Annotated in this window: 27 protein-coding genes; 24 read left to right on the plus strand and 3 right to left on the minus strand. The window is 60.1% G+C overall.

The genetic code is table 11. From position 1 onward, the window contains the following. Window positions 1-55: 55 nt before the first annotated feature. The 22 genes from EIC84_RS22505 to EIC84_RS22610 all read left to right on the plus strand — a co-directional run bounded on the left by EIC84_RS22505 (window position 56) and on the right by EIC84_RS22610 (window position 20261). On the plus strand, window positions 56-1375 hold the full coding sequence (locus tag EIC84_RS22505; RefSeq protein ID WP_003063473.1) for a phage major capsid protein: 1320 nt from the start codon (window positions 56-58) through the stop codon (window positions 1373-1375). Window positions 1376-1431: 56 nt separating this feature from the next. After that, entirely contained in the window at window positions 1432-1746 is a 315-nt protein-coding gene (locus EIC84_RS22510) for a hypothetical protein (RefSeq protein WP_003063471.1), read from the plus strand. After that, complete coding sequence (locus tag EIC84_RS22515; RefSeq protein ID WP_003063469.1) at window positions 1743-2252, plus strand: head-tail connector protein; 510 nt, start codon at window positions 1743-1745, stop codon at window positions 2250-2252. Before EIC84_RS22510 ends, EIC84_RS22515 begins: the two co-directional genes overlap by 4 nt. Before the next feature lie 2 nt (window positions 2253-2254). After that, on the plus strand, window positions 2255-2572 hold the full coding sequence (locus EIC84_RS22520; RefSeq protein WP_370456516.1) for a phage head closure protein: 318 nt from the start codon (window positions 2255-2257) through the stop codon (window positions 2570-2572). Next, a complete protein-coding gene (locus tag EIC84_RS22525) occupies window positions 2565-3113 on the plus strand; it encodes an HK97 gp10 family phage protein (protein WP_003063465.1) in 549 nt (182 codons plus the stop codon). The genes EIC84_RS22520 and EIC84_RS22525 overlap by 8 nt, the downstream gene beginning before the upstream one ends. Continuing rightward, complete coding sequence (locus EIC84_RS22530) at window positions 3113-3454, plus strand: DUF3168 domain-containing protein (RefSeq protein WP_003063462.1); 342 nt, start codon at window positions 3113-3115, stop codon at window positions 3452-3454. Before EIC84_RS22525 ends, EIC84_RS22530 begins: the two co-directional genes overlap by 1 nt. 40 nt (window positions 3455-3494) lie before the next feature. Then, window positions 3495-3815, plus strand: a complete 321-nt coding sequence (locus EIC84_RS22535) for a hypothetical protein (RefSeq protein ID WP_034361668.1) — start codon at window positions 3495-3497, stop codon at window positions 3813-3815. Between the two features lie 112 nt (window positions 3816-3927). Next, on the plus strand, window positions 3928-4581 hold the full coding sequence (locus EIC84_RS22540; RefSeq protein ID WP_003063457.1) for a phage tail tube protein: 654 nt from the start codon (window positions 3928-3930) through the stop codon (window positions 4579-4581). 2 nt (window positions 4582-4583) lie between these two features. Then, window positions 4584-4979 (plus strand): phage tail assembly chaperone, encoded by a 396-nt coding sequence (locus EIC84_RS22545; protein WP_003063455.1) that lies wholly within the window; start codon window positions 4584-4586, stop codon window positions 4977-4979. Between the two features lie 23 nt (window positions 4980-5002). Beyond that, complete coding sequence (locus tag EIC84_RS22550; RefSeq protein WP_003063452.1) at window positions 5003-5299, plus strand: DUF1799 domain-containing protein; 297 nt, start codon at window positions 5003-5005, stop codon at window positions 5297-5299. After that, a complete protein-coding gene (locus EIC84_RS22555; RefSeq protein WP_003063450.1) occupies window positions 5296-8190 on the plus strand; it encodes a phage tail length tape measure family protein in 2895 nt (964 codons plus the stop codon). The genes EIC84_RS22550 and EIC84_RS22555 overlap by 4 nt, the downstream gene beginning before the upstream one ends. After that, window positions 8191-8538 carry a phage tail protein gene (locus EIC84_RS22560; protein ID WP_003063447.1) on the plus strand — a complete coding sequence of 116 codons (348 nt, stop codon included), beginning with the start codon at window positions 8191-8193 and terminating at the stop codon, window positions 8536-8538. Window positions 8539-8598: 60 nt separating this feature from the next. Continuing rightward, complete coding sequence (locus EIC84_RS22565) at window positions 8599-9327, plus strand: phage minor tail protein L (RefSeq protein ID WP_003063446.1); 729 nt, start codon at window positions 8599-8601, stop codon at window positions 9325-9327. Window positions 9328-9329: 2 nt separating this feature from the next. After that, on the plus strand, window positions 9330-10094 hold the full coding sequence (locus EIC84_RS22570) for a C40 family peptidase (RefSeq protein ID WP_034361664.1): 765 nt from the start codon (window positions 9330-9332) through the stop codon (window positions 10092-10094). Next, window positions 10091-10735 (plus strand): tail assembly protein, encoded by a 645-nt coding sequence (locus tag EIC84_RS22575; protein ID WP_003063441.1) that lies wholly within the window; start codon window positions 10091-10093, stop codon window positions 10733-10735. The genes EIC84_RS22570 and EIC84_RS22575 overlap by 4 nt, the downstream gene beginning before the upstream one ends. Continuing rightward, window positions 10732-17682: a phage tail protein gene (locus tag EIC84_RS26215; protein WP_003063438.1), complete on the plus strand. Its 6951-nt coding sequence runs from the start codon at window positions 10732-10734 to the stop codon at window positions 17680-17682. Before EIC84_RS22575 ends, EIC84_RS26215 begins: the two co-directional genes overlap by 4 nt. A gap of 12 nt (window positions 17683-17694) precedes the next feature. Then, entirely contained in the window at window positions 17695-18378 is a 684-nt protein-coding gene (locus EIC84_RS22585) for a DUF4376 domain-containing protein (RefSeq protein WP_080554115.1), read from the plus strand. A gap of 29 nt (window positions 18379-18407) precedes the next feature. After that, the gene (locus EIC84_RS22590; RefSeq protein WP_003063434.1) at window positions 18408-18623 is read left to right on the plus strand and encodes a hypothetical protein; all 216 of its coding nucleotides are present in this window, start codon (window positions 18408-18410) and stop codon (window positions 18621-18623) included. Window positions 18624-18714: 91 nt separating this feature from the next. Further along, window positions 18715-19098 (plus strand): hypothetical protein, encoded by a 384-nt coding sequence (locus EIC84_RS22595; RefSeq protein WP_034361662.1) that lies wholly within the window; start codon window positions 18715-18717, stop codon window positions 19096-19098. Continuing rightward, the gene (locus tag EIC84_RS22600) at window positions 19085-19606 is read left to right on the plus strand and encodes a glycoside hydrolase family 108 protein (RefSeq protein ID WP_003063431.1); all 522 of its coding nucleotides are present in this window, start codon (window positions 19085-19087) and stop codon (window positions 19604-19606) included. Before EIC84_RS22595 ends, EIC84_RS22600 begins: the two co-directional genes overlap by 14 nt. Further along, entirely contained in the window at window positions 19606-19980 is a 375-nt protein-coding gene (locus EIC84_RS22605) for a hypothetical protein (RefSeq protein WP_003063430.1), read from the plus strand. The genes EIC84_RS22600 and EIC84_RS22605 overlap by 1 nt, the downstream gene beginning before the upstream one ends. After that, on the plus strand, window positions 19977-20261 hold the full coding sequence (locus EIC84_RS22610; RefSeq protein WP_003063428.1) for a hypothetical protein: 285 nt from the start codon (window positions 19977-19979) through the stop codon (window positions 20259-20261). Before EIC84_RS22605 ends, EIC84_RS22610 begins: the two co-directional genes overlap by 4 nt. 472 nt (window positions 20262-20733) lie before the next feature. On the opposite strand, the gene EIC84_RS22615 is transcribed toward EIC84_RS22610, so the two are convergent. The 3 genes from EIC84_RS22615 to EIC84_RS22625 form a co-directional block, all read right to left on the minus strand. After that, complete coding sequence (locus EIC84_RS22615; RefSeq protein WP_003063426.1) at window positions 20734-21162, minus strand: type II toxin-antitoxin system HicB family antitoxin; 429 nt, start codon at window positions 21160-21162, stop codon at window positions 20734-20736. Window positions 21163-21227: 65 nt separating this feature from the next. Next, window positions 21228-21467: a type II toxin-antitoxin system HicA family toxin gene (locus EIC84_RS22620; RefSeq protein ID WP_370456517.1), complete on the minus strand. Its 240-nt coding sequence runs from the start codon at window positions 21465-21467 to the stop codon at window positions 21228-21230. Window positions 21468-21516: 49 nt separating this feature from the next. Further along, entirely contained in the window at window positions 21517-21771 is a 255-nt protein-coding gene (locus EIC84_RS22625) for a hypothetical protein (protein ID WP_003063422.1), read from the minus strand. A gap of 352 nt (window positions 21772-22123) precedes the next feature. Between EIC84_RS22625 and EIC84_RS26625 the strand changes: the two genes are divergently transcribed. Both EIC84_RS26625 and EIC84_RS22635 read left to right on the plus strand, forming a co-directional pair. Next, window positions 22124-22330 (plus strand): hypothetical protein, encoded by a 207-nt coding sequence (locus tag EIC84_RS26625; RefSeq protein ID WP_080554114.1) that lies wholly within the window; start codon window positions 22124-22126, stop codon window positions 22328-22330. 111 nt (window positions 22331-22441) lie between these two features. Further along, window positions 22442-22783: an RNA-binding protein gene (locus EIC84_RS22635; RefSeq protein WP_003063420.1), complete on the plus strand. Its 342-nt coding sequence runs from the start codon at window positions 22442-22444 to the stop codon at window positions 22781-22783. Window positions 22784-22959: the final 176 nt, after the last annotated feature.

Raw genomic sequence — 22959 nt, forward strand, 5'->3', positions numbered from 1 at the left:
GCCATGGGCATCACTGAACCCGCCTTGAGCGGGTTTTTTTATTGAAAGAGACGTTATGTCCAGAATCCATGAAATCCGTAGCGAGCGCGCCAAGATCAACGACCGCGTGCAAGCCTTGGCCAAGCTCGAGGCCGAAAACGGCTCTCTGACTGCCGAGCAGCAGGCCGAGTTTGGTGAGTTGCAGGCGCAGTTCGAGGCCATGTCCGGCCAGATCGCACGCCTGGAGTCTGCCGAGCGCATGAACGCTGCGGCCGCAGTGCCTGTCTCTGCCGCCGCGGATGTGACTGCAACCAAGACCGTGCCTGCCCAGCCCAAGCAGCCCGAAGCACCTGGCGCCGGCATGGCGAAAATGGTGGTGGCTCTGGCCGCTGCCCAAGGCAATCGCCAGGCTGCGGCGCAGCTTGCCATTGAGCGCGGCTACGGCGAGCACATTGCAGCTTCGCTGAATACGCTGACCTCGGCTGCCGGCGGCGTGTTGGTGCCTACCAATCTGTCCAGCGAGGTGATCGAGCTGCTGCGCCCCAAGTCCACGGTGCGCAAGCTGGGCGCGCGTCCCTTGCCTCTGAATAACGGCAATATGACCATCCCGCGCCTCAAAGGTGGTGCTGTGGTTGGCTATATCGGCTCTGATTCCGATGTGCCGGCAACCCAGGGCGAGTTCGACGATCTGAAGCTGTCGGGCAAGAAGCTGGCGGCCCTGGTGCCTATCAGCAATGACCTGTTGGCCAACTCTTCGGCCAACCCGAATGTGGACGCCATCGTGGTGGGTGACCTGACCAGTGCGCTGGCGGCTCGCGAAGATAAGGCCTTCCTGCGCGACGACGGCACCTCCAACACGCCCAAGGGCCTGCGCCATTGGGCCTTGGCTGCCAATGTGTTCGCACCGACCTCGGCCACGCCCACATTGGCACAGGTGGATGCGGACCTGAACAAGATGCTGTTCCGCCTGGAGAACGCCAACGCCAACATGACTAGCGTCGGTTGGGTCATGAACCCACGCACCTTCCGCTTCCTGGCTTCTATTCGTGATGGCAACGGTAACAAGGCCTACCCGGAGCTTGATAACGGCTTCCTCAAGGGCTATGCGGTGGCATTCACCACGCAGATCCCCGCCAACCTGACCGTCGGGGCGGATTCCAACGGTTCGGAGCTGTACCTGGCTGACTTCGGCGATTGCTTCATCGGTGAAGACGAAGGTCTGGTGATCGATTACTCCAAGGAGGCCACCTACAAGGACGGCCAGGGCAATGTGATTTCCGCCTTCCAGCGCGATCAGACGCTGATCCGCGTGATCGCCAAGCACGACTTTGGGCCCCGCCACGTCGAATCCATCGTGGTGCTCAAGGATGTGCAGTGGGGCTCCAGCTTCGGCTAAGCCCGCCTCGTGTTGACCTGCTCTGGCCGCTGGCCGGAGCGTTCAAGGAGTGAGTAATGGAAAAAGTAGTCGTGCTGTTCATCAAACCCTTCGGGGCTTACGCCAAAGGCGATCGTGCGGGCTTTGATGCGGACGCCGCCCAGCACCTGAAGGATCTGGGTGTGGCCAGGCCTGATGCCGAACCCGATGCAGACCAAGTTGAGCAAGAGCTGGATGGTCTCCAGCCTGCCCACGTTGACGCTGCTGCTGAGCAGCAATTGCAGGAGCCGGCGCCCGAGCAGGCCCCTGCGGCGGAAGCGCAGCAAGCGCCCCAGGCTTCCGAGCCACAGTCCAAGCCAGCAGGCAAAGCACCCAAGAGCGCCAAGGCATGATTGCCCAGTACCTTGGCGATGAGCCTTTGACACTTGCCGAGGTGAAGCTGCAATGCCGAGTGGATGGTGACGATGAGGATGGCTACTTTGAAGGCATCCTTATCCCGGCCGCACGCGCGTTGGCTGAGGAGGTCAGTGGCGCGGCCATCCGCAAGGGGCGCTATATCGAGCAGGTCAGTGAGGCAAGCAATTCTGTGCTCGCCCGCGGCTGCGTGATTGAGGTGGAGGCTGTCACTGTCAATGGCGACGCTGTGCCTTTTGTCGTTGCGCAGACTGGCCGGCTCACCTTGGTTCAAGCATCTGGGTGTGCAGGTATGGCAGCGCAAATCACATACACAGCGGGTATCGACATCGCGGTGCACGCCGGCGTGCGCGCCTGGATGCTGCTGGTTGTCGCCTGGCTCTATGCCAATCGTGAGCTGATGGGGCGGCGCGAAGGGGCGAAGGCTCCTCCTCACATCAGCGCCGCTCTCTTGTCCAGCATCAACGTGCAACCGGGGTTTTGACCATGGACGCAGGAAGTCTTCGAGACCGTATCCACATCCAGCGCCGCTTGCCTGGCGGCGGGCTTGGCCAGCTATCGAACAACTGGGAAGAGGTTGCAAAGGTCTGGGCAAACATTCGCTTTGCATCGGGCAGCGAAACCGTGCGTGCAGGGCAGGTGGCCAGCAAAGCTCAAGCCAGTATCCGAATTCGATGGCGCACTGACATCAAGGCTGATATGCGTGTGGTCTGTGCAGGCGTGGAATACAGCATCAAGGCCGTTTTGCCAGAGCGGCAGCGCCGCGAGTATGTGGATCTGGTGTGTGAGGTGACCAATGGCTAGGGGGAGCAATTCACTTATTGCCTCTATCGATCTTTCAGGCCTCGAATCGCTCTTTGATGATCTGGGAGATGCAGCCGAAGAGGCGGTGCGGCCTGCGGCACAGGCTGCCGCCCAGGTGTTCTACGACACAGCCAAGATCAACGTCGCCAGAATCAAGAAGCTCTCGGGGAACCTGGGCAAGGCTATTTATCAGGCCTTCTCACCTGAGAACAGCGGTCAGGGCGTTGCTGAATATCACATCAGCTGGAATGCCAAGACCGCGCCGCACGGCCATCTGCTGGAGAACGGCTTTTGGCAGCGCTACCAGGTGGTGATGACCCGAAAGGGCTGGGTGACGCTGGCGCGGCCGGAGAGTGCCGGCAAGAAGAAGCCGCGGCGCAGAGCCAGTCAGGCCGAGAAGGATGCGTACTATTTGCCCCGCCCGGGTGGGCCGGTCTACATCCCGGGCAAGGCATTCATGCGCGGCTCGCTGCGCGCGGAGCCGGCTGCTGTGCTGGCCTCGGCTGATGTGCTTTGGCAAGCCTTGGAAAGGGTGAAGTGATGGACGAAGCTCTACACGCAGCCATTGCGGCCGTAATCCCGAGCTGCTACGGCACAGTGGCCCCGGCCAACGCGCAAACGCCTTATGTGATCTGGCAGCGCTTTGGTGGCGATACCAGCGAATACCTGGACAACGAGGATTCTCAGGTAGACGCCGCCGATGTGCAGATTCGGATTTTTAGTGCAGATATTCTGGAACCAAAGCGGCTGATGCCCCAACTGGTGAGCGCGCTACGTCAGCACCCAGAACTGACCATTCGGCCAGTCGGAAACCTCCGCGATGACTTCGACCACGATATGAATCTATTTTCGGCAGACCAGGATCTGCTCGTGCATTACTGAAGCTTTGGTAGCATTTCCACAAATTGAGTTTGGAGGGAATGTGAGAAATATTCTGAAAGTGACCGGGCTGTCTTTTTTGATATTGGCGGTGGGCTTCTATCTGTACACAAGCTACCTGGTACACCAGCATCGTCAGCTCGTGGCCTCTGGTATGAAAGACCCTGATTCGGTTAAGTTCAGAAATGAAAAGCTGACGGGCGGTTGGACCCTCGCAACTAGCAAGCTGTGCGGAGAGGTGAATAGCAAGAATAGCTATGGCGCTTACTCTGGATTCGTTATGTTCGCTTCCGATTCTGGAGGGCGGCCATATTTGGCTACGGAGCCGGGCCCTGATGCATTTATCGAGGGCTATTGCGAATAGTTCAAATTTAATTGATTGACCGCTCGCTGAGTGGTTTCGTTTGCCCGAGAGGGCTGCACAACCCGCCATGGGAAACCTGGCGGGTTTTTCTTTGCCTGAAAGGGGCACAACCATGCGCAAAGTTCCTCTGCCCGATGGGGCAAAACTCTATCTGTACACCGCCGCTCTTACCGCCTTGGCTCCTGGTGCAATGTCCAATGCCGCGCACGCAGTGGTGACGGTGGCGAACACTCTGGCTGTCAAGGCTGTGGTGGTCATCACCAGCGAGGACTACCCTGAACTGGAGGGCCGCGTTGCCCGCGTCAAGGCCGTGACGGCCGACAGCGTGACTCTGGATGGTGTTGATACCAGCGATCTCACAAAATTTCCGATGGGTGGAGAGGTATCGCTGATCCCTCTGGTTGCCAACGAATGGCAGCGCCTGCCCTATATCCCCAGCTTCGCGCTGAGCGGTGGTGAGCTCAAGACTGGCAGCAGCAGCTATCTGGACGTTGAAGACGAGCAGGAATTCAGCCAGGGCCGCTCGGCGCGACGCCTGGAATACACCATCAGCTGGAAGCAGGATGGAGTGGCTCGCGCCGCTCTGCAGGCATGTAACGGCTTGGATTCAGTGCACCGTCTGCAGTTCAAGGACGGCTCCGCCAGTTACTACGTGGGCGAGTTGGCCTACGACGATGTGCCCAGCACAGAAAAGGGCAACGAGCAGACCACCAAGTCCACGGTGCTGCTGCGTGGCGCTCCGACCAACCTGCCTAAGGCTGCTTGAGCATGAGCGAACAGATTGCACGCCAGATCGTGCTGGGCCAGCGGCCCAAGGGCATCGTTCACTCGCTCAAGATCGCCATGCTGGATGGGACGGAGGGTCTGCTGCCCGTGACCTTCCGCTACCGTGATCGTGTGGAATTCGGCGCGTTCCTGGACGGTATTTTCGCGGCTGAGGCTCCCGCCTTTGATGCCACTGCAGGCCAGCCCTCCACTCAGCAGCAGCGCGGAGTGGTGCAACTCAATGGGCAGTACATCCATGGGTGTCTACAGGATTGGGGGCTGGATGTGCCCTTCACCTTGGACAACTGCATCCAGTTGGCAACTGAGTTGCCAGCCGCAGTCCAGGCCGTGATGAACACCTACAAGCAGCTGTGCATGGAGGGCCGCTTGGGAAACTGATTGCGGCAGCGCGTGCGCGATACATGCAGCTCCCGGATGCCCAGTACCTCAAGGAATGGGGGCTGCCGGTGAGCCAGTACGCCGACATGTTCAGTGTCCAGGTCTGGCCCGAAAACTGGACTGCCTGGTGCCTGTTCGATGCCCTGCAGACGCAGTGGCGCGTCGGCGCCGGCGGCGTGGTGGGGCTGGACTACGGCGTGCTGGCCGATGAACTTCGCGCCCGCGAAATCCCCCATGAAGACCACGACCGGCTGCGCGCCGAGGTTCGCGTCATGGAGGCTGCCGCACTTCAAGAAATCTATGCTGAGGCTGAAAAATGAGCGATACCGACCGCCGTAAAGTCCAGATTGAGGCCTCGCTGGACGCCACGGGTGTGCGCGAGGGTGCCGTTGACGCTGTGGCGGCAGCCAAGGGCATGGCCGCAGGCGTGGAGGCTGCAGGCCAAAAGGCTGCACAGGGTCTCAAGCCCCTGGAGACACAGCCGCAGCAGGCTGCAGTCGCCATGTCTCGGGCCGAGAAGAACATGGTCGGCAGCATCCAGCGCGCCACGGTGGCCATGCAGTCGGGTGGCAAGGCCGGCTCGGAGTACTACGAGATTCTGGCCAAGCAGCGCGGTATCTCGGGTGATGTGCTCAAGCCTTATATCGACCAACTGCGCCAGGCCGAGGCAGCGCAAAAGCGCCTGAGCCAGCCCGGCCAATATGTCATGAGTGACCGCGCTCACTCTGCTGCGATGCGTGGTGTTCCTGCGCAGTTCCAAGACATCATCGTGTCGCTGCAGGGCGGGCAGAACGCCATGACGGTATTCCTGCAGCAGGGCTCTCAGCTGATGTCCATGTTTGGTGGGGCGGGTGAGGCCGCCAAGGCACTGGGCGGTTATGTGCTGGGGATGGTGAACCCGTTCACGCTTGCGGCCGCAGCAGCTGGCGTACTGGCGTACGGCCTGTACTCAGGCGCCAAAGAAGCCCATGCATTCCTGGTCGTGCTGCAAAAGACTGGCAACCAGGCCGGTACCAGCGTCCAGCAACTGGTAGACATGTCGGCCGCCATGGATAACGTGGCAGGTATTACCCAGGCCAAAGCGGCCGAGGCCCTGGTCACATTTGCAGCGAATGCTGGCGTTGGTGCTGAACGCCTGCAGCGCTACACCACGACAGCGATTGAGTGGGAGCGTGCCACCGGGCAATCCGTGGAGGAGGTGGCCAAGGACTTCAAGAAGTTGGGCGAAGACCCCGTCAAGGCGGTGCTTGAGCTGAACAAGCAAATGGACTTCCTGACGTCGGCAACCTTTGAGCAGATCAAGTCGTTGCAGGAAGTGGGGCGTGAGACGGATGCAGCCCGCGTGGCCCAGGACGCCTACGATTCGGCCATTGCCGGCGCTACCAGCACGATCACCGCCAATTTGGGCCTGGTGGAGAAGGGATGGATTGCCATTCGGAATGTGGGCGCCGAAGTGATCGACATGATCAAGTCGCTCGGCCGCCAGGAGGGCATGCATGCTGTGGTGGAGCGGCTGCAGAAGGAGGTCAATGACTACCAGGAGCGAGGCCCGACCAACTCTGTGACCGAGAGCACAGGCAGCTATGCCAAGGGCCTCAAGACCCGTCAGAAAAGGCTCGACAAGGCGCGCGAGATGTTGGGTCTCTCCGAGTCGGCCAACACTTATGTGCAAGGTTCTCGTGAACGTGAGCAGGCACTTATCAATCTGAGCGCAGAAGCCAGCAAGCACTATGACAAGCAGACGCAGAAGCGCCTTGAGTTGGCTGCCGCTGAGAAGAAATACGGAGAGGCAGTAAAGACCAGCGCAGAGGCTCAGAAGCAGTATGACTTGCTCGTTGCCGGCATCAATAAGAAGTATGAGGAGAAGGAGAAGAAGGGTGGCAGCACAGCGCCTGCTTCCCGTCGCCTTGACCTTTCAGAGATCCAGCAGCAAATGCGTGATGAGCTGGCGACCATTGACCAGCAGCAGCGCGCTGTGGAGTTACGCCGGCAGGCCGGATTGATTAGCGAGCAGGATTTCTACAGCCGCAAGCGCGAGCTGATTGTTCAAGCCAATGGGACAGAGCAAAAGGCCCTGCAGGCTCAGATTGATCGGTTGGAGCAGGAGAAAGTAAAGGGGAAGGAGGCCTTAGAGGTCCGCAAGCAATTGGTTGATGTGAGGGGGCGCCTCAGCGTCAAGGTGATGGAGGGCGAAAACAAGTTGGCCGCAGTCGATCAGGATGCTTCCATGGCGATGGAGCGCCAGAAGGCCGCGCTTGAATCGCTGACAAAGACCCATCAGCGCTACATCGAGCAACTCGATAAGGAGCAAGAGCGCACCATCGCTGGAGCCTGGATGGGGGATAAAGAGCGCGGGCGCGCACAGGGTAAATGGCAGATCGAGGACCAGTATCTGGCAGAACAGCGCCGACTCGAAGATCGGCAAATGTTTACCCCTGGTCTAAGTGTTGAGCAGCGACAACAGATTGAGCGCCGACTACAGGAACTCCAGGTCGAGAAGGAGCGGGAGATCCAGGTGTATGACCAAACCTATCAGCAGTTGGACCTGCTGCAGGAGCGGTGGCAACTGGGTGCGAGTGTCGCCTGGCAAAACTTCGCGGACATCGCTGCGAATACAGCGCGCCAAACCGCAGATGTATGGACTACTGCGCTGAACGGTGTTGCCGAAAACTTGGCGAACCTGGTGGTGAATGGGAAGGCGTCACTTGGCGACCTGCTCCGGACGCTGGCAATGATGGAGGCACGCACCGCCTTCAGCAAGGGCATCGTGTCGTTGGGTGGGGCGGTGCGCAGCGTGCTTGGCTTCGATGACGGTGGCTATACCGGCGATGGTGGAAAGCTGGAGCCGGCGGGCATCGTCCACAAGGGCGAGTTCGTGATCAATGCCGAGAACACCAAGCGCCTCGGCCTAAGCATGCTCAACCGCCTCAATGGAAAACCCCAGGGCTATTCAGACGGAGGCCTGGTGGGAGGGCAAGCCTTTGGTGCTGGCGCAGGTCTGGTGGGTTCCTCTGCGGGGACTGTGATCATCGACGTGGATGTCAATGTCCAGTCTTCTGGACAGGCCCAGGTGTCGGCCACAGCTGCAGGTAATTCGGAATCCTCCATGGCGCAGCTGGGCAAGATCGTCGGCAATGCCGTGCGCGAGCGCATTGCTCAGGAAATGCGACCAGGGGGCCTGCTTTGGTCGCAGCGAAATGGGAGGGCCTAAATGCCTGAGATCTTTGGATGGCGGCCGTTGTCTGAGCCGAAAGGGACGGTATCGCATCGGACTTTGCGAGCGCAATTTGGTGATGGATACGCTCAGGTAGCGGGGGATGGCATCAACCCCCGTAAACAGTCGTGGCCGTTGGAGTTTCGCGGTCGTGCTGGGCAGATCAAGCCGATCAGAGATTTTCTCGATCGACATGCGGGTGCGCGGTCTTTTACCTGGACACCTCCCCTTGGAGATCCTGGTCACTACCTGGCTGGCGACTATCAGATAACCCCTCATGGGGGTAGAGGGCCACTCAAGAGCTACACGCTGTCGGTGACTTTTACCGAGTTCAACCAGCCATAGCGGCAATTGTTATCCGCCACCAGCCCGCCTTGTGCGGGCTTTGTCGTTTCTGGACTTCACATGATTACAGCTGACATTCAAGGCCTTACCCCAGGCGACCGGGTCTACCTGTTCGAGCTGGACGCCACACAGATTGGCGGCGAGCATCTGCGCTTCCATGGCTACCCCCAGGCCGGCCCCATCTGGTGGCAGGGCAACGAGTACGGCCCCTGGGCCATCGAGGCCGAAGGCTTTGCGCGTACTGGGGTTGGTACCCAACCGGCACCGACCTTGCGCGTTGGCAACATTGGCCAGGACGAGCAGGGCAACCCGCTGCCGGGCGTCATCTCGGCGCTGTGCCTGGCGCTGGGCGACCTGGTGGGCGCGCGCGTCATCCGGCGCAGCACCCTGAGTAAGTACCTGGACGCAGCCAACTTTCCAGGCGGCAACCCGACAGCCGACCCGCTCGAGGAGCTGCCTCCGGAGATCTGGCTGATTGAAGCCAAAACGGCAGAGGACAAGGAAACCGTCGAATTCGAGTTGCGCTCGGCTCTCGACTTTGACGGCGAGCAACTGCCAGCACGCCAGATCCAGGCCAGCATCTGCGGCTGGCTTTCCATTGGTGGCTACCGAGGCCCGTACTGCGCTTACACCGGCTCGGCCATGTTTGACCGTGACGGCAATCCTGTCGCAGATCCCACGCAGGACAAATGCGGTGGCCGTGTGAGCGACTGCAAAAGGCGCTTTGGCGAGTGGCAGCCCATCAATTTCGGCGCCTTTCCTGGCGCCGATGCACTGCGGGGGTATTGACCATGCTGCACAAGAAAACCATGTCGGCCATCCAGGCCCATGCCCTGGCCGAGTACCCGCGCGAGTGCTGCGGTCTGATCGTGGCCATTGGCCGGCACGAGGAGTACCGGCCATGCACGAACCTCGAAGCCAGTACAGGGCAGTTCCGCATGAGCGCCGAGGCCTGGGCCGAAGCCGAGGATGCCGGTCAGGTGCTGGCCGTGGTGCATAGCCACCCCGACGCCCCGGCAACGCCCAGCGAGGCCGACATGGCCGCATGCGAGGCCTCGGGCGTGCCCTGGCTGATCGTGAGCGTGCGCGAGGGCGCGGTGGACGATGTGTATCAGTTCGCTCCGTGCGGCTGGCGTGCGCCGCTTCTGGGCCGCCAGTTTTTCCATGGCGTCCTGGACTGCTACACGCTGATCCGTGATTGGTACGGCAGGGAGGCTGGCATTGAGTTGCCTGACTTCGAGCGCGCTGACGACTGGTGGAACAACGGCCAGGACTTGTACATGCAGCAATTCGGCCTGGCCGGCTTCGAGCGTATTCCCGAGGGTGACGCCATCCAGGCCGGTGATGTGGTGCTGATGGCGGTGAGCTCGCCGGTGGCCAACCATGCCGGCATCTATCTGGACCAGCGCCATCTAGTCGAGGCGCCCGACCTGCACCCGGTACCGAACGCCATGCTGCATCACCTCTATGGGCGCTTGTCTGAGCGTGTGGTGTACGGCGGTTACTGGCAAGAGATCACGCGCGCCGTGATTCGACACAAGGACTTCAAGGCATGACCTACACCGACGACCAACCGCTGCGCACAGTGCGGCTCTATGGCCGCCTGGGCGCTCAGTACGGGCGCATGCACCGCTTGGCCGTGGCCAGCTGCGCCGAGGCCGTGCAGGCCCTGGCCGTGCTGCTGCCTGGCTTCGAGCGCGAAATGATGACCAGCCAGAGCCGTGGCGTGGGCTATGCCTGCTTTCTGGGAAAGCGCAATCTGTCCGAAGACCGGCTGTGCGATCCCGCCGGCGGCGATGACATTCGCATCGCTCCTGTGGTGCAGGGTGCAAAGCGCGGCGGTCTGTTTCAGGTGGTGCTAGGCGCAGCCCTGTTTTTCGCAGCGCCGTACATCGCGCCCGTGGTGGGCAATATGGCCGGCGCTTTGGGCTTTGATGCCATCAATGCACTGGTGGCCACCAGCAGCGCGCTGTCGGGTATGGGCGCTGCAATGATGCTGGGCGGCGTGGCCCAGCTGCTGAGCCCGCAACAACGTGGCCTGAGTGCCAAGGACGGTCCGGAAAACGGCGCTTCCTACAACTTCAATGGGCCGGTGAACACCACCGCCCAGGGCAACCCCGTGCCGCTGCTGTACGGCGAATTGATTATTGGCTCCGCGACTGTCAGCGCGGGCATTTACTCCCAAGACCAACAATGAACGCTTTTGAAGTAGTGCAGCCTCGCCCTGTGCGCGGCGGCTGGTCCCTGCGCGGCTACAAGGGCAAGGGCGGTGGCGGTGGTGCGCGTCAGCCTGTGGAGGCAGCTGACAGCCTGCACAGCACCAGCTACGCCCGCGTGCTTGATCTGCTGAGCGAAGGCGAGATTGCCGGCCTGGTCAATGGCCTGCAGTCCATCTATCTGAACAACACCCCACTGCAGAACGTAGACGGTAGTTTCAACTTTGCGGGCGTGACAGCAGACTTTCGTGCTGGCTTTCAGACGCAAGACCCCATCCCAGGCTTCCCCTCAGCGGAATCTCCTGTGGCCGTGGGCGTGGAGCTCAAGGCGGCTACGCCTTGGGTGCGCTCCATTCTCAATCGCAACCTATCGGCCGTGCGTGTCACGCTGGGCGTGGATGGCCTGTCCAAGGCCAACACCGAAAACGGCGACATCAGCGGCTATACAGTCAACTACGCGATTGACCTGCAGACCGATGGCGGCGCCTGGGTGCAGGTGCTGGCTGCAGCCTTCACCGGTAAGACCACGCAGCAATATCGCCGCACGCATCGTATTGACCTGCCCACGGCCGTGACCAACTGGACGCTGCGCGTTCGCCGCGTCACGCCCAATGCGAACAGCAACACGGTGGCAGATACCACGGTGATCGAGAGCATCACTGAGGTGATCGACGCCAAACTGCGCTACCCCATGTCGGCCCTGGTCGGCCTGCAGGTGGATGCCAGTCAGTTTCGCGACAGCGTGCCCACACGCGCCTATCACTGCCGTGGCCGGATCATCCGCGTGCCGAGCAACTATGACCCGGTGATGCGCACCTATGCGGGGATCTGGGACGGCACATTCAAGAGCGCCTACAGCAACAACCCGGCATGGGTGTTCTACGACCTGGCCACCAATGACCGCTATGGCCTGGGTAAGCGCATTCCGGCTGGCTGGATCAACAAATGGTCCCTGTACCAGATTGGCGTCTATTGCGACGGCATGGTCTCCAATGGCCGTGGCGGGGTGGAGCCACGTTTTACCTGCAATGCCTATCTGCAGAGCCGAGGTGATGCCACACGCGTGCTGCAGGATCTGTGCAGCATTTTCCGGGGCATGGTGTATTGGGCTGCTGGCGCTGCTGTGCCCGTGGCGGACATGCCGCGCGATCCTGCTGTCACCTACAACCAGGGTGATGTAATCGATGGCCGCTTCTCGTACAGTGGTAGCCGCTTGAAGGACCGCCACACGGTGGCCCTGGTGTCGTACAACGATATGACGGACTTTGGCCGTCAGAAGGTCGTCTACTACCAGGACGATGCAGCCGTGGCCCGCTACGGCATCCGCAAGGTGGAGATCTCCGCCTTTGGCTGCACCAGCGAAGCTCAGGCATTGCGTGTGGGCCAGTGGGCGGTGCTGACCGCCCAGCGCGAGACCCGCTCGGTGTCATTCTCGCTGGGGCTCAAGGGAAATCTGTGCTCGCCTGGCCAGGTCATCGAGATTGCCGATAGTGCATTTGCTGGCCGCCGCATGGGCGGTTTGGTCAAGAGTGCGACGGCTGCCAAGGTAGCGCTGGACGCCCCTGTGACGGCCCAGGCGGGTGACTCCATCACTGTGATGCTGCCCTCGGGGGTGGCTCAGTCTCGCCGCATCGCCTTTCTGGAAATGATTGGCGGCACCCAGCATGTGAGCGTCAATCCCGCGTTTGATGCAGCGCCTGTGGCAGAGAGCAGCTGGGCCATCAGCACTGCCGATGTGGCCACGCAGCTTTTTACCGTGCTGTCGGTCACAGAGGGTACTGGCCCGGGCCTGACGTTCGATGTGTCGGCCATTCAGCACGAGCCCGGCAAGTTTGCCTCCATCGACCAGGGCGCGTTGCTGCCCGAGCGCCCTGTGTCCGTAGTACCTGCCCAGGTGCTGCCAACGCCCATCGGCGTGACCGTGGGAGCGCACAGTGTCACAGCGGCGGATGGCACGGTCAGCACTACTGTCACGGCCTCATGGAGGGCTGTTGCTGGCGCTGCTTTCTATGATGTGGAGTGGTCCCGCTCGCAGTCAGACTGGGTGCGCATGCCGCGCACGGCGCTGACCGCGGTTGACGTCCCGAACGCATATACCGGTGACTACCTGGTGCGCGTGCGTGCGATTTCCGCCATCGACACCGTGAGCGCTTGGGGCTACAGCGCCGCCACGCCCGTGGCCGCGAAGGCCTCGCCGCCTCGCAACTACGACACCTTCATGGTGTCTGAGGCGGACAGCGGAATGCGACAGTACAGCTTCGCTTACACCACGCAAAGACCGCCTGCCGATCTTGCTGGCGCCGAGATCCGCTACATCCTCGGCTCGCCCGTCAACATTGACTGGCAGCAGATGCGCCCGCTGGACGATGGCGGCTACTACACCAATAGTTTCGAGAGCACCAAGCCCGAAGCCGGCCTGTGGACATTTGCGCTGCGTGCCCGCAGCCGCTCCGGGGTGCTTTCTGAGGGCATGCTCATCTGGCGTGGCCAACTGTTGCACAACGTGGCCGATGTAGCTCCCGACCTGACGCCACCGCCCACGCCCACCGGCTTTGCTGCAATGGCTGCCTTGACCACAGCCACTCTGCAGACAGATCTGCCCAGCTATGAAATGGGCCACGGGCACGCCACCACGAATTTCTATGTGGCGGAAGTCACAACGGCCACGCCCAACCCCGCATTTGGCGCTGCCCGCCTGGCGGTGGCCAGCCCTGAGCATGTGGCAACGGCCGCAGTCGAGCTGGGCAAGACCTATCGCTTTTGGGCGAAGTGGAAAACCCTGGACGGCGTGGAGTCCGAGCAGCCTTCTGCGCCGGTCACTCTGACTGTTGGTAAGGTGGGCAATAGCGACCTGGGCGATTTGATTGTCGAGGCTGGCAATCTGGCGGATGGAGCAGTCAACGCTTCCAAGCTGGCCGAGAAGGCTGTGGACGCTACCAAGTTCGCCAGTGGCATCGAGCCGGTGGGCATTGTGTCGGGTGGTTCGCTGCCCACGGTCAAGACCACCAGCACCGTGGTGTTTGGCGGCAAGCTCTATCGCTGGAACGGTACCGCATACACAGCGGCCGTGCCGACCGCAGACCTCACCGGGCAGATCAGCTCGGCTCAGCTGGCCGACAACGCGGTGACCGTCTCCAAGATCGCGGCCGGCGCCGTGGACGCGGGCAAGATTGCGGCCGGTGCCGTGGGCGAGACGCATCTCGCAAACCTAGCCGTGACGGCTGCCAAGGTGGCCGACAACGCCGTTACCGTCTCCAAGATTGCCGATTGCGCAGTGCAGGCGGGCAAGATCGCCGCGGGTGCCGTGGGCGAGACGCATCTCGCCAACTTGGCCGTCACGGCCGCCAAGGTGGCCGACAACGCCGTCACTGTCTCCAAGATTGCCGATGGCGCGGTGCAGGCCGGCAAGATTGCGGCCGGGGCCGTGCGCGAGACGCATCTCGCCAACCTGGCCGTGACGGCTGCCAAGGTGGCCGACAACGCCGTCACCGTCTCCAAGATTGCTGATGGGGCAGTGCAGGCGGGCAAGCTGGCCAGCAATGCCGTGACGGCTGACAAGATTGCTGCATCTGCGGTGGATGCTACCAAGTTCGCCAGTGGCATCGAGCCGGTGGGCATCGTGTCGGGTGCAACCTTGCCCACGGTCAAGACCACTAGCGCCATTGTGTTCGGTGGCAAGCTCTATCGCTGGAACGGTACCGTCTACACGGTAGCTACTGCCGCTGGCGATGTGACCGGGCAACTGACCGATGCGCAACTGGCGGCCATCAGTGCGTCCAAGCTCACGGGCCAGATCACGGGCACGCAGATCACGGACGGGGCCATCAGCACGCCCAAAATCGCTGCGGGTGCCGTATCGGCCAGCCAGATCGCTGCAGGGGCTGTGACGGCGGGCAAGATCGCCGCCAATGCGGTGACCGCCACGGAAATCGCCGCCGGCGCGATTACTGCAGGAAAGATCGCGGCCAATGCAGTTACTGCTAATGAGATCGCGACGAACGCTGTGACTACGGCCAAGATCGCTGCTGGAGCGGTGACGACGGGAGAGCTTGCTGCAGGCGCTGTGACTGCTAACAAGTTGGTCGTGACGTCTACGGATACGGTCAACGTTGACCCGTTCTTCCAAGACGCGGATCTTTGGAGCTATGCCAACTTCACGCGTAAAAACGTAGCCGGTTCTCCGGGGCCGTTCGTTCTGTCCGCTACCGTTAACGCCAATCTGTTGTCGTTCGGAACCCGCACACCGATTGACACCAGCAAGACGTACCTGTTTGAGACTTGGTATCTCGCACTTGCGGCTACGCCAAACCGTGGCTTCGCGACAATCCGGTTCTACGACATAAATGGCAATGAGCTGAAGAGTGCAGACGCTCCCGCGCTGAACTGGCCTGGGTACAACTCTTCATCTGGCAACTACTACTTCCCTGCCGTTACGGGAGCCGGTACAGCTACGAGTTGGACACGTCATACAGTGACCGTCGGCCCAGAAGGCTCGGCAGGCTTCCCACCAAAGGCTGCGTATTTCGCTGTTGGTACGTTCCTGAACTACAGCGGAGCGGCTCCGGTTGTTGAAATGCTGTGGGGCGGCGTGCGAGTCGTGGAGATGTCTCGAGGTGAGCTGATCGTAGACGGCGCAATCACCGCTGCGAAGATCGCTGCCAAAACCATTACTGCTGCTGAAATCGCAGCCGGTTCGATCACCTCCACCGAACTCGGCGCGAACTCCGTGACGGCAGGCAAGATCGCCGCAAACGCGGTCACGGCCACGCAAATCGCGGCTGGCACAATCACGGCGGCAGAGATTGCCTCTGGTGCTATCACCGCGGTCAAGATCGCAGCCAAGGCCATCACAGCAGCCCAGATTGCAGCCAACGCGATCACTGCCACCGAGCTGGCGGCCAATTCCGTGACCACGGCAAAGATCGCCGCAAACGCGGTCACGGCCACGCAGATCGCGGCTGGAACGATCACGGCGGCAGAGATCGCCTCTGGCACCATCACTGCGGACAAGATCGCAGCCAAGGCCATCACTGCGGCCCAGATCTCTGCAGGCGCGATCACTGCCACCGAGCTGGCGGCCAATTCCGTGACCACGGCAAAGATCGCGGCCAATGCAGTCACGGCGACGCAGATCGCGGCTGGCACGATCACGGCGGCAGAGATTGCCTCTGGTGCCATCACCACGGCCAAGATCGCGGCCAATGCCATCACGGCGGCTCAGATCGCTGCAGGCACTATCACTGCGGCAGAGCTGGGGGCCGGATCTGTGACCACAGCCAAGGTGGCGGCTGGAGCCATCACGGCGACGGAGATTGCTACCAACGCGATCACGGCCGTCAAGATCGCGGCCAGCGCCGTGACCACGGACAAGATCGCCACGAATGCGGTGACGGCCAATGAAATCGCGGCCAACGCCATCACCACGGCCAAGATTGCTGCAGGCGCGGTCAATGCGGCGCAGATCGCAGCTGGGGCCATCACGGCCACAAAGATGACTCTGACGGATACGTCAAACATCTTTCCAGACCCTGACCTGGCCGATCCTGACTTTTACTCGGGCGACGGCCCGTACACCATCCCTACCGCATCTGGTGCTGGTTACGGGTTCCGCTACCTGAATTTGACGGGCACGGCCTCATCTTCGACCAACACCGAAGTCGTGAGCGGCTGGTTCCAGATGGAGACAGCGCGCGAGTTCTCTGTCGCCCTGGTGGCTAATGTCAGTGTCGCCAATGCTGGCATCGCATGCTCTGTCTATCTGGAGCTGGGCTCTGTGAGCACCGCCGGCGTGGTGACGGCTACCCGCCGCCTTGCAATCCGCGAGGACTACACAGGCACTTCCTCTGCAGCGCTCACCGTCACGCTCGGCCCCACGACCACCGCTGAAAAACGTGCGCGCCTAGTGTTTGTCCGCAAGGTCACAACACCGGCCACTGCGACAGCTCGCTTCTCGGCGGTGGTTATCCGCCGTGCGGTATCGGCTGAATTGATCGTGGACGGCGCCATCGTTGCCGCCAAGCTGTCTGCCAACGCCATTGCTGTTGGTACCGCCGCCATTCAGAACGGTGCCATCGTCAACGCGATGATTGGCAACCTGGCGGCTGACAAGATCACTGCCGGCACGTTGGCCGCGGCACGAATCGCAGCTGGCTCCATCGATGCGACCAAGCTGGCGGCTCTGGCTGTGACGGCAGGCAAGATCGCGGCCAATGCCGTGACCGCCACGGAAATCGCTGCCGGCGCGATCACCGCTGCCAAGCTGAGCGCTGGTGCTGTGACGGCCGACAAGATCAGCGTGGCCACATTGAGTGCCGTAGCGGCCAATATGGGCACTTTGACCGCTGGCCGTATCCAGAACGCAGCCAATACTACGTTTATTGATTTAAATGCAACGGGCTCAACGCAGGCAATTAAGTTCGGCAATGATCTGAGTTATTCGGAATCCGGCGGTCTTGTGATTAATCGCCTGTCTGTGATTGGCACCAATCAGCTCGCTCCTAATTCTGTTTCAGAACAGAATTACGTTGCGATGCCGAGCGAAGTTGAGTTATTTCAAAATGATAACTTTACGCAATATTGGCAAGTGAGTTTGCCGCCGGGGCAGACTTCTTTGGTCGTTAACAGCGGAAGCTATCAGTTGAATAGCTGGGGGCCAAATCTTGAAGGCTACAAGCTAGAGATTCTGGTGCGCGCGTGGGGTGCTGGATCGAACTACAAAGACCTTGGTTATTTGGTTCTAGATGAACGTCCAGCCAACGGATCCAATGCTCCACCGCCAAGCTGGTTCACATTCCCTCTGGGAATGGTGAACTCTGACGTTTATCCCAATGTGATTTTCTACTACCGATCAATTGGGAAGAACCTTGTCACTAGCATGACCAGAAAAATTAATTTCATGAATATGGAAATTCTCTCCATCAAACGTTAATCAGGAGGTTATATGACGATTCTTAAAACTCTTTCTACTGGTAATGGTCTTGTTAATGCACACCGCATTGCCAAGGCGGAAATCGTGGGTCTGTCGCTGCATCTGCAGGTCCATATGTACCCATCCCCGGAGGATGCGGCCAACGACCTCAACCTGCGCTGGCAGGAATACCCGGTGCTGCCGCTGGCCGTGCTGGATGTGGCTGACCCCTGGGGTTCCATGGAGCGCGGCCTAGTGGCCCAGGCAGATGGGCTGCTGTCTGGCGGGACCTATGTGCTCGATCCAGTCGCGGGCGACCTGGAAACGGCCAAGGATTTGAAGTGGTCCGAGATCAAGGCGGAGCGCGATCAACTGGAATGCGGCGGCTTTGACCTTGCAGGCGTGGGCCGCTTCGACAGTGACGAAGAAAGCCGCAACAAGATCATTGGCGCGAGCCTGGCCGCCAAGATCGCCCGCGATGCCGGCCAGCCCTATGCGATTGCCTGGACGCTGGCAGACAACACCGTCGCGCAACTGGACGCAGACGCAATCATCGGCGTGGGCTTTGCGATGCTGGCCCACCTCAATGAGATCCACCAGCGCAGCCGTGCGCTGTATGCGCAGATCCAGTCTGCCGAGACTGCCGAGGCCGTGGCCGCCATCACCTGGATCGAACCCGAACCCGAGCAGCCCGCTGAAGTGCCTGCCGAGGCCTGAACCCATCACCATCAAACAAGGAGAACTCTATGACCGAAATCAATCCACGCCTCAACGAAATCATGCAGAGCAACGTCGGCAACAAGCTCACGCCCGAACTGTCCGCAGGCATCGTGGGCACGCTGCAGCAGCTCATGAACAGCATCGCCCAAGAAGCCTTTTTGGCTGGTCAAGCTGCCGAGCGAGAAAACCACGAGGCACAAGACGCCGCTGTGGTGACCGATGTGGATGTGAAGGTGGCCTGATGGGCTTGAGAGCAGCGCCAGCAACTACCTGCCAGATCTTCTACCTGACCGCCCTTGAGGCGGTTTTTTAATTCCTGAATGGGAGGGACTTATGGAACCAACAACAAGCACTGGTGCGGCTGGCATGGCCGGCTGGAAATTGATCGGCGGGCTGGCTGGGCTGGGTGCCATTGGCGCAGGCCTGGCCGCCGTTGTCGTGATGTGCATCACCACTCCGCGCGACCCCAAGGAATGGGCCGTGGGGCTCATCAGTACGGTGATGGCCAGCGTTGCAGGAGGCTCTGCCGTTGTGCAGTACATGGGCATCCAGCATTGGGCAAACAGCCACTTTGGGTTGATTGCATTGCTGGGGCTGTGCTTTACCTGCGGCCTGCCTGGCTGGGCAGTTGTGCGCTGGACTTTCAATGCAATCCGCAAGCGCGACGGGAAGGGGATTGATGAAATTGCACAGGAGGTGCGCGATGGACTTCGATAAAGCATTCGACCGGCTGATCGGTCATGAGGGCAAATTCACTGCAGATCCGCGAGACGATGGCAACTGGACTGGAGGCAAGCAGGGGCGCGGCGAGCTCAAGGGCACAAAGTTCGGCGTCGCTGCCAATACCTATCCGCATCTCGACATCAAGGGGCTGACCGTTGAACAGGCCAAGGCCATCTACCGTGAGGACTTCTGGGACGTGATCGGCAAAGCACACCCTGCCATCAAGTTTCAGATGTTCGATGCAGCCGTCAACCATGGGCGCGGAAACGCTATCCGCATCCTGCAGCGTGCAGTTCTGGTGGCCGACGATGGCGCATGGGGGCCGCGCTCGCAGGCGGCGCTGAACAGCATGCAGGATCTGCGCGGGCACAACGATGTGCTGCTGCGATTTCTGGGCTATCGATTCAAGTTCTGGGCCAGCTTGGCCAAGTTCGACACATTCGGGCGTGGCTGGACGAATCGCGGCGCTGAGAACCTGATTTTTGCAGCAGAGGACAACTGATGATGGCCGACAAACTGCTGCCAGCTCTCGCGCTGGCGCTGCTGGCCAGCCTCTCAGGCAATGCTGTGCTGGGGTGGGCCTACCTCGGCCAGCGCGACCGAGCCACCAGTGCCCGGGCGAATACTGGGCATGCGATTCAGGAGCGTGATGGGGCGCGCGGTACCGCTCAGGCCTGCAGCGATGGTGTGGGCGCTGTGGCAGCTGCTGCAGCGACCCAGCAGGCTCAAGCCGCGCCAGCACTGGCAGAAGCAGCGGCACAAGCCCAGACGCTCAACAAGCGAGCAGACAGCACATTGGCGACCGCGCCGGGACCAGATGCCTGCGCCAGCATGCAGAACCTTGGCGATGAATGGTTGAAGGGGAGAGCGCAATGATGATGCGTGCTATCTATTTGTTCGCTGTTTGCGCAATGACAGCGGGGTGTACGACCACAAAAGAGGCCACTCCTGTTGAGCTTCAAAAAATCAACATCGCTGTGCCCGTGCCGTGCCAAGTGGCTGAGCCAGTGCGCCCAGTGATGCCCACTGAGGCTCTGGCACCCGGAGTGCCGCCTTTCGTGCTGCTGCGCGCTTCCCTGGCAGAGATCGACCGCCGCGAGGCATACGAGGTAAAGCTGGTCGCCGCCCTGGCTAGTTGCAGGGAGCATCTGAAATGACGAAACCCCTGTGCCGTATGGTGCACCGTGCTACAGAGTGCTAAGCCCGCTCGGTTTTTTGCGCCAACGACTTAACAGGCAGTGCGCAATCTGCACACCTAGAGCACACAGGCCGTATGCTGCGGCAAGCCAGAACTGACGGGTCCACAGTAAAGTCAGTAGGATCAATAAATCACCGAAACCACTAGCCAGCCGGTATGTAGTTGGTGGCAACGGTGATGGAAGGTGGCGAATCGATGAACCAAATACCTTGTGAACTCGCCAAGTAAGCCAGGCCCATCTAAGCCCAGCAACCCAAGCATTGATAGTGACGAAAGTTACCAATATGGAGCCTAGTGGAAATGGCGTGGAGCGTGGATGTAGATGTTCGTACCAGAGTGTGGCCAATAGAAGCCCGTCAACTCCAATCGGCCACAGCCAGCGAGCCGAAGAGATGTGCGCAGGCGAATCTGTGAGGTGTCGACCCATTTTGCTACTTCACTCGCCGGACATTCAGTTCTAGCTCATACCCCATGGCAGCCAGTGCGGCCGCAACGGTGTCTATTTTGGTGGGGTGGTGCAGGTCAAAGACGCGCGTCATTTCCTGCGCTTTGCACCCCATAGAACGCGCCACATCAGCCGGGCGAGCGCCCGTGGCCAAGCGAGCATTCAGCAAGGCAACCTTGGCGGCAACGCTCGGTGGCAATTCGACGATGTGTTCACCCTTGAGAGCTTTGCTGGGCGCGGGCACTTCTCGACCGGCCTCGAAATAGAACTCCATGGCTGAGACCAGTGCGTCCCGCGCCATAGCTTCTGCCTCTGCCAGGTCATCGCCCTGGGTGATCGCTTCAGGAATATCCCGAAACGTGACGGTGTAGCCCCCTTCGTCGGCGGGATCGAAGCGGGCAGGGTACTTTTGCATGTTGTGTCCCATCTAGTGGTCGTGAAGCTCAGGAATTCAGGCTAGGCCCCTTCGGACCTGCCTCCTTAGTTGATTCCAAGTTGCTTCAGGATTGCGCGTCTTGTGCCTTCCTTCAGCTCTTTACTTGGGTGTCTTGGCAGGGTGCTTACTTTGCCGTTGTGGTACAGCCTCCAGTGATTCGTACCGTTCTCGACTCTGACCCCCTGCGCTTCAAGCCACCGCTTGAATTCGCTGATTTTCACGACCACCTTTCTTTTGTTGCGATGGTGCAAGTGTGAACAAAAATGCTTAGATAATGCAAGCATTTTTGTTTGTTTGTTTTTTTGAGGCCGGCGTGTTGATGCCCAGAGTGGACTAGTAGCCTTCAACTAAAGGCATTTCCGTCCCATCGACCGCAATCATCACGCCCGTGGTGTTGGGGTCGATTTCTATTGGGACTCCCCACAGCTCATTGGGCTTGCCGAAGGAATTGACGATGTTGAACTGCCGCAACTCTTCCGGCGTCATCTTGATCAGCTTGGGATAGGCGTTGTTGTGGGCCTTCCAGTGCCTCAGAAACGTATGGCAGACGCGCTTGTGGACAGTGTGGATCGGGGATTCATCGGTCATGGCCGGATTGTCTCAGCGCAGGTAACCACTCTGGGACAACCGACCGGAAACGGTCAACGGCAGATGATCGATCAGCGAGAGTAGTAGCCAGCAGATGGGTAGAGCAACAAGCAAATTAAAAATAATAAAAGTTGTATTTTTTATATAAAAGTATTATGATGAGTTCCAGTTGCGAACAATTAGAGTTGTCTTGCAGCGTCTTCCGGAAGGCAAGAACGTCGTCCGGCAAGGATTTTTTTGCGAGGCATCTCGCACCGTTGGCTGTAGAGCAGCAGCCAATCGAGTTATCGAACGCTCATGCGGGCCGCTTGGCCTGCTCTTATTGAACTAGATTCCACTGACTCCTATCGCCATGGGCAAGTACTTCGTTACGCCCACATCACACAAGACCAATTGCGGTCGCTTTCAAGCTTCCTTCGCACTTCAGCGCACCAGGCACAACAGCAGTTACTGCCGTGTTTTTCGCTTTGACAGAACATTCGCCTCGACCGAAGCAGCAAAGATCTTTGCTGTAACGCAAGGCTGGTTGCATACCTCCATGCAGCCATCGATGTGCTGAGCCGCTAACGAGCTCCCAACTTCATCCTCCGGTTGCTGTGGACTCCCATTCCCACTGCCACATTCAAACGATGCGTCAATCGTTGACGCGTCACCATTAGAAAAGGCTCCTATGAGCACCAAAATTTACGTTGGCAACCTGCCTTACTCCGTGACCGACTCCAACCTGCGAAGCAACTTTGCTGAGTTCGGAACTGTTACCTCTGCCAAAGTCATGATGGATCGTGAGACCGGACGCTCCAAAGGCTTTGCGTTCGTGGAGATGACGTCTGCGGACGAATGTCAGGCAGCTATTTCTGCTTTGCATGGCATGTCCGTTGATGGACGTTCGATCGTTGTCAATCTTGCGAAACCTCGTGAAGAAGGCCGTGGATTCGGTGGCAACCGCGAATTCCGCGCCAGCTCTCGTCCAAATGTTGGCTATGGCAACGATGGCTATGGCGGCGGCTACTGATCTAGTTGCAAACTCAAGAAAAACGCCCTCAGTTCGAGGGCGTTTTTGTTCCAGTGAGTGGGCCGATTGCTACGGCTTGCAGGCCGCTGGCTGGCCTTCTATGAGACGCGGGTTTTGAGGAGTGCAGCCTGAGAACTAGCGTGTGGTTGCGCTGGCTGATGGCAAGCTCGCAACGT

It is taken from the genome of Comamonas sp. A23, assembly GCF_004522605.1.
GTDB lineage: Bacteria > Pseudomonadota > Gammaproteobacteria > Burkholderiales > Burkholderiaceae_C > Comamonas > Comamonas thiooxydans.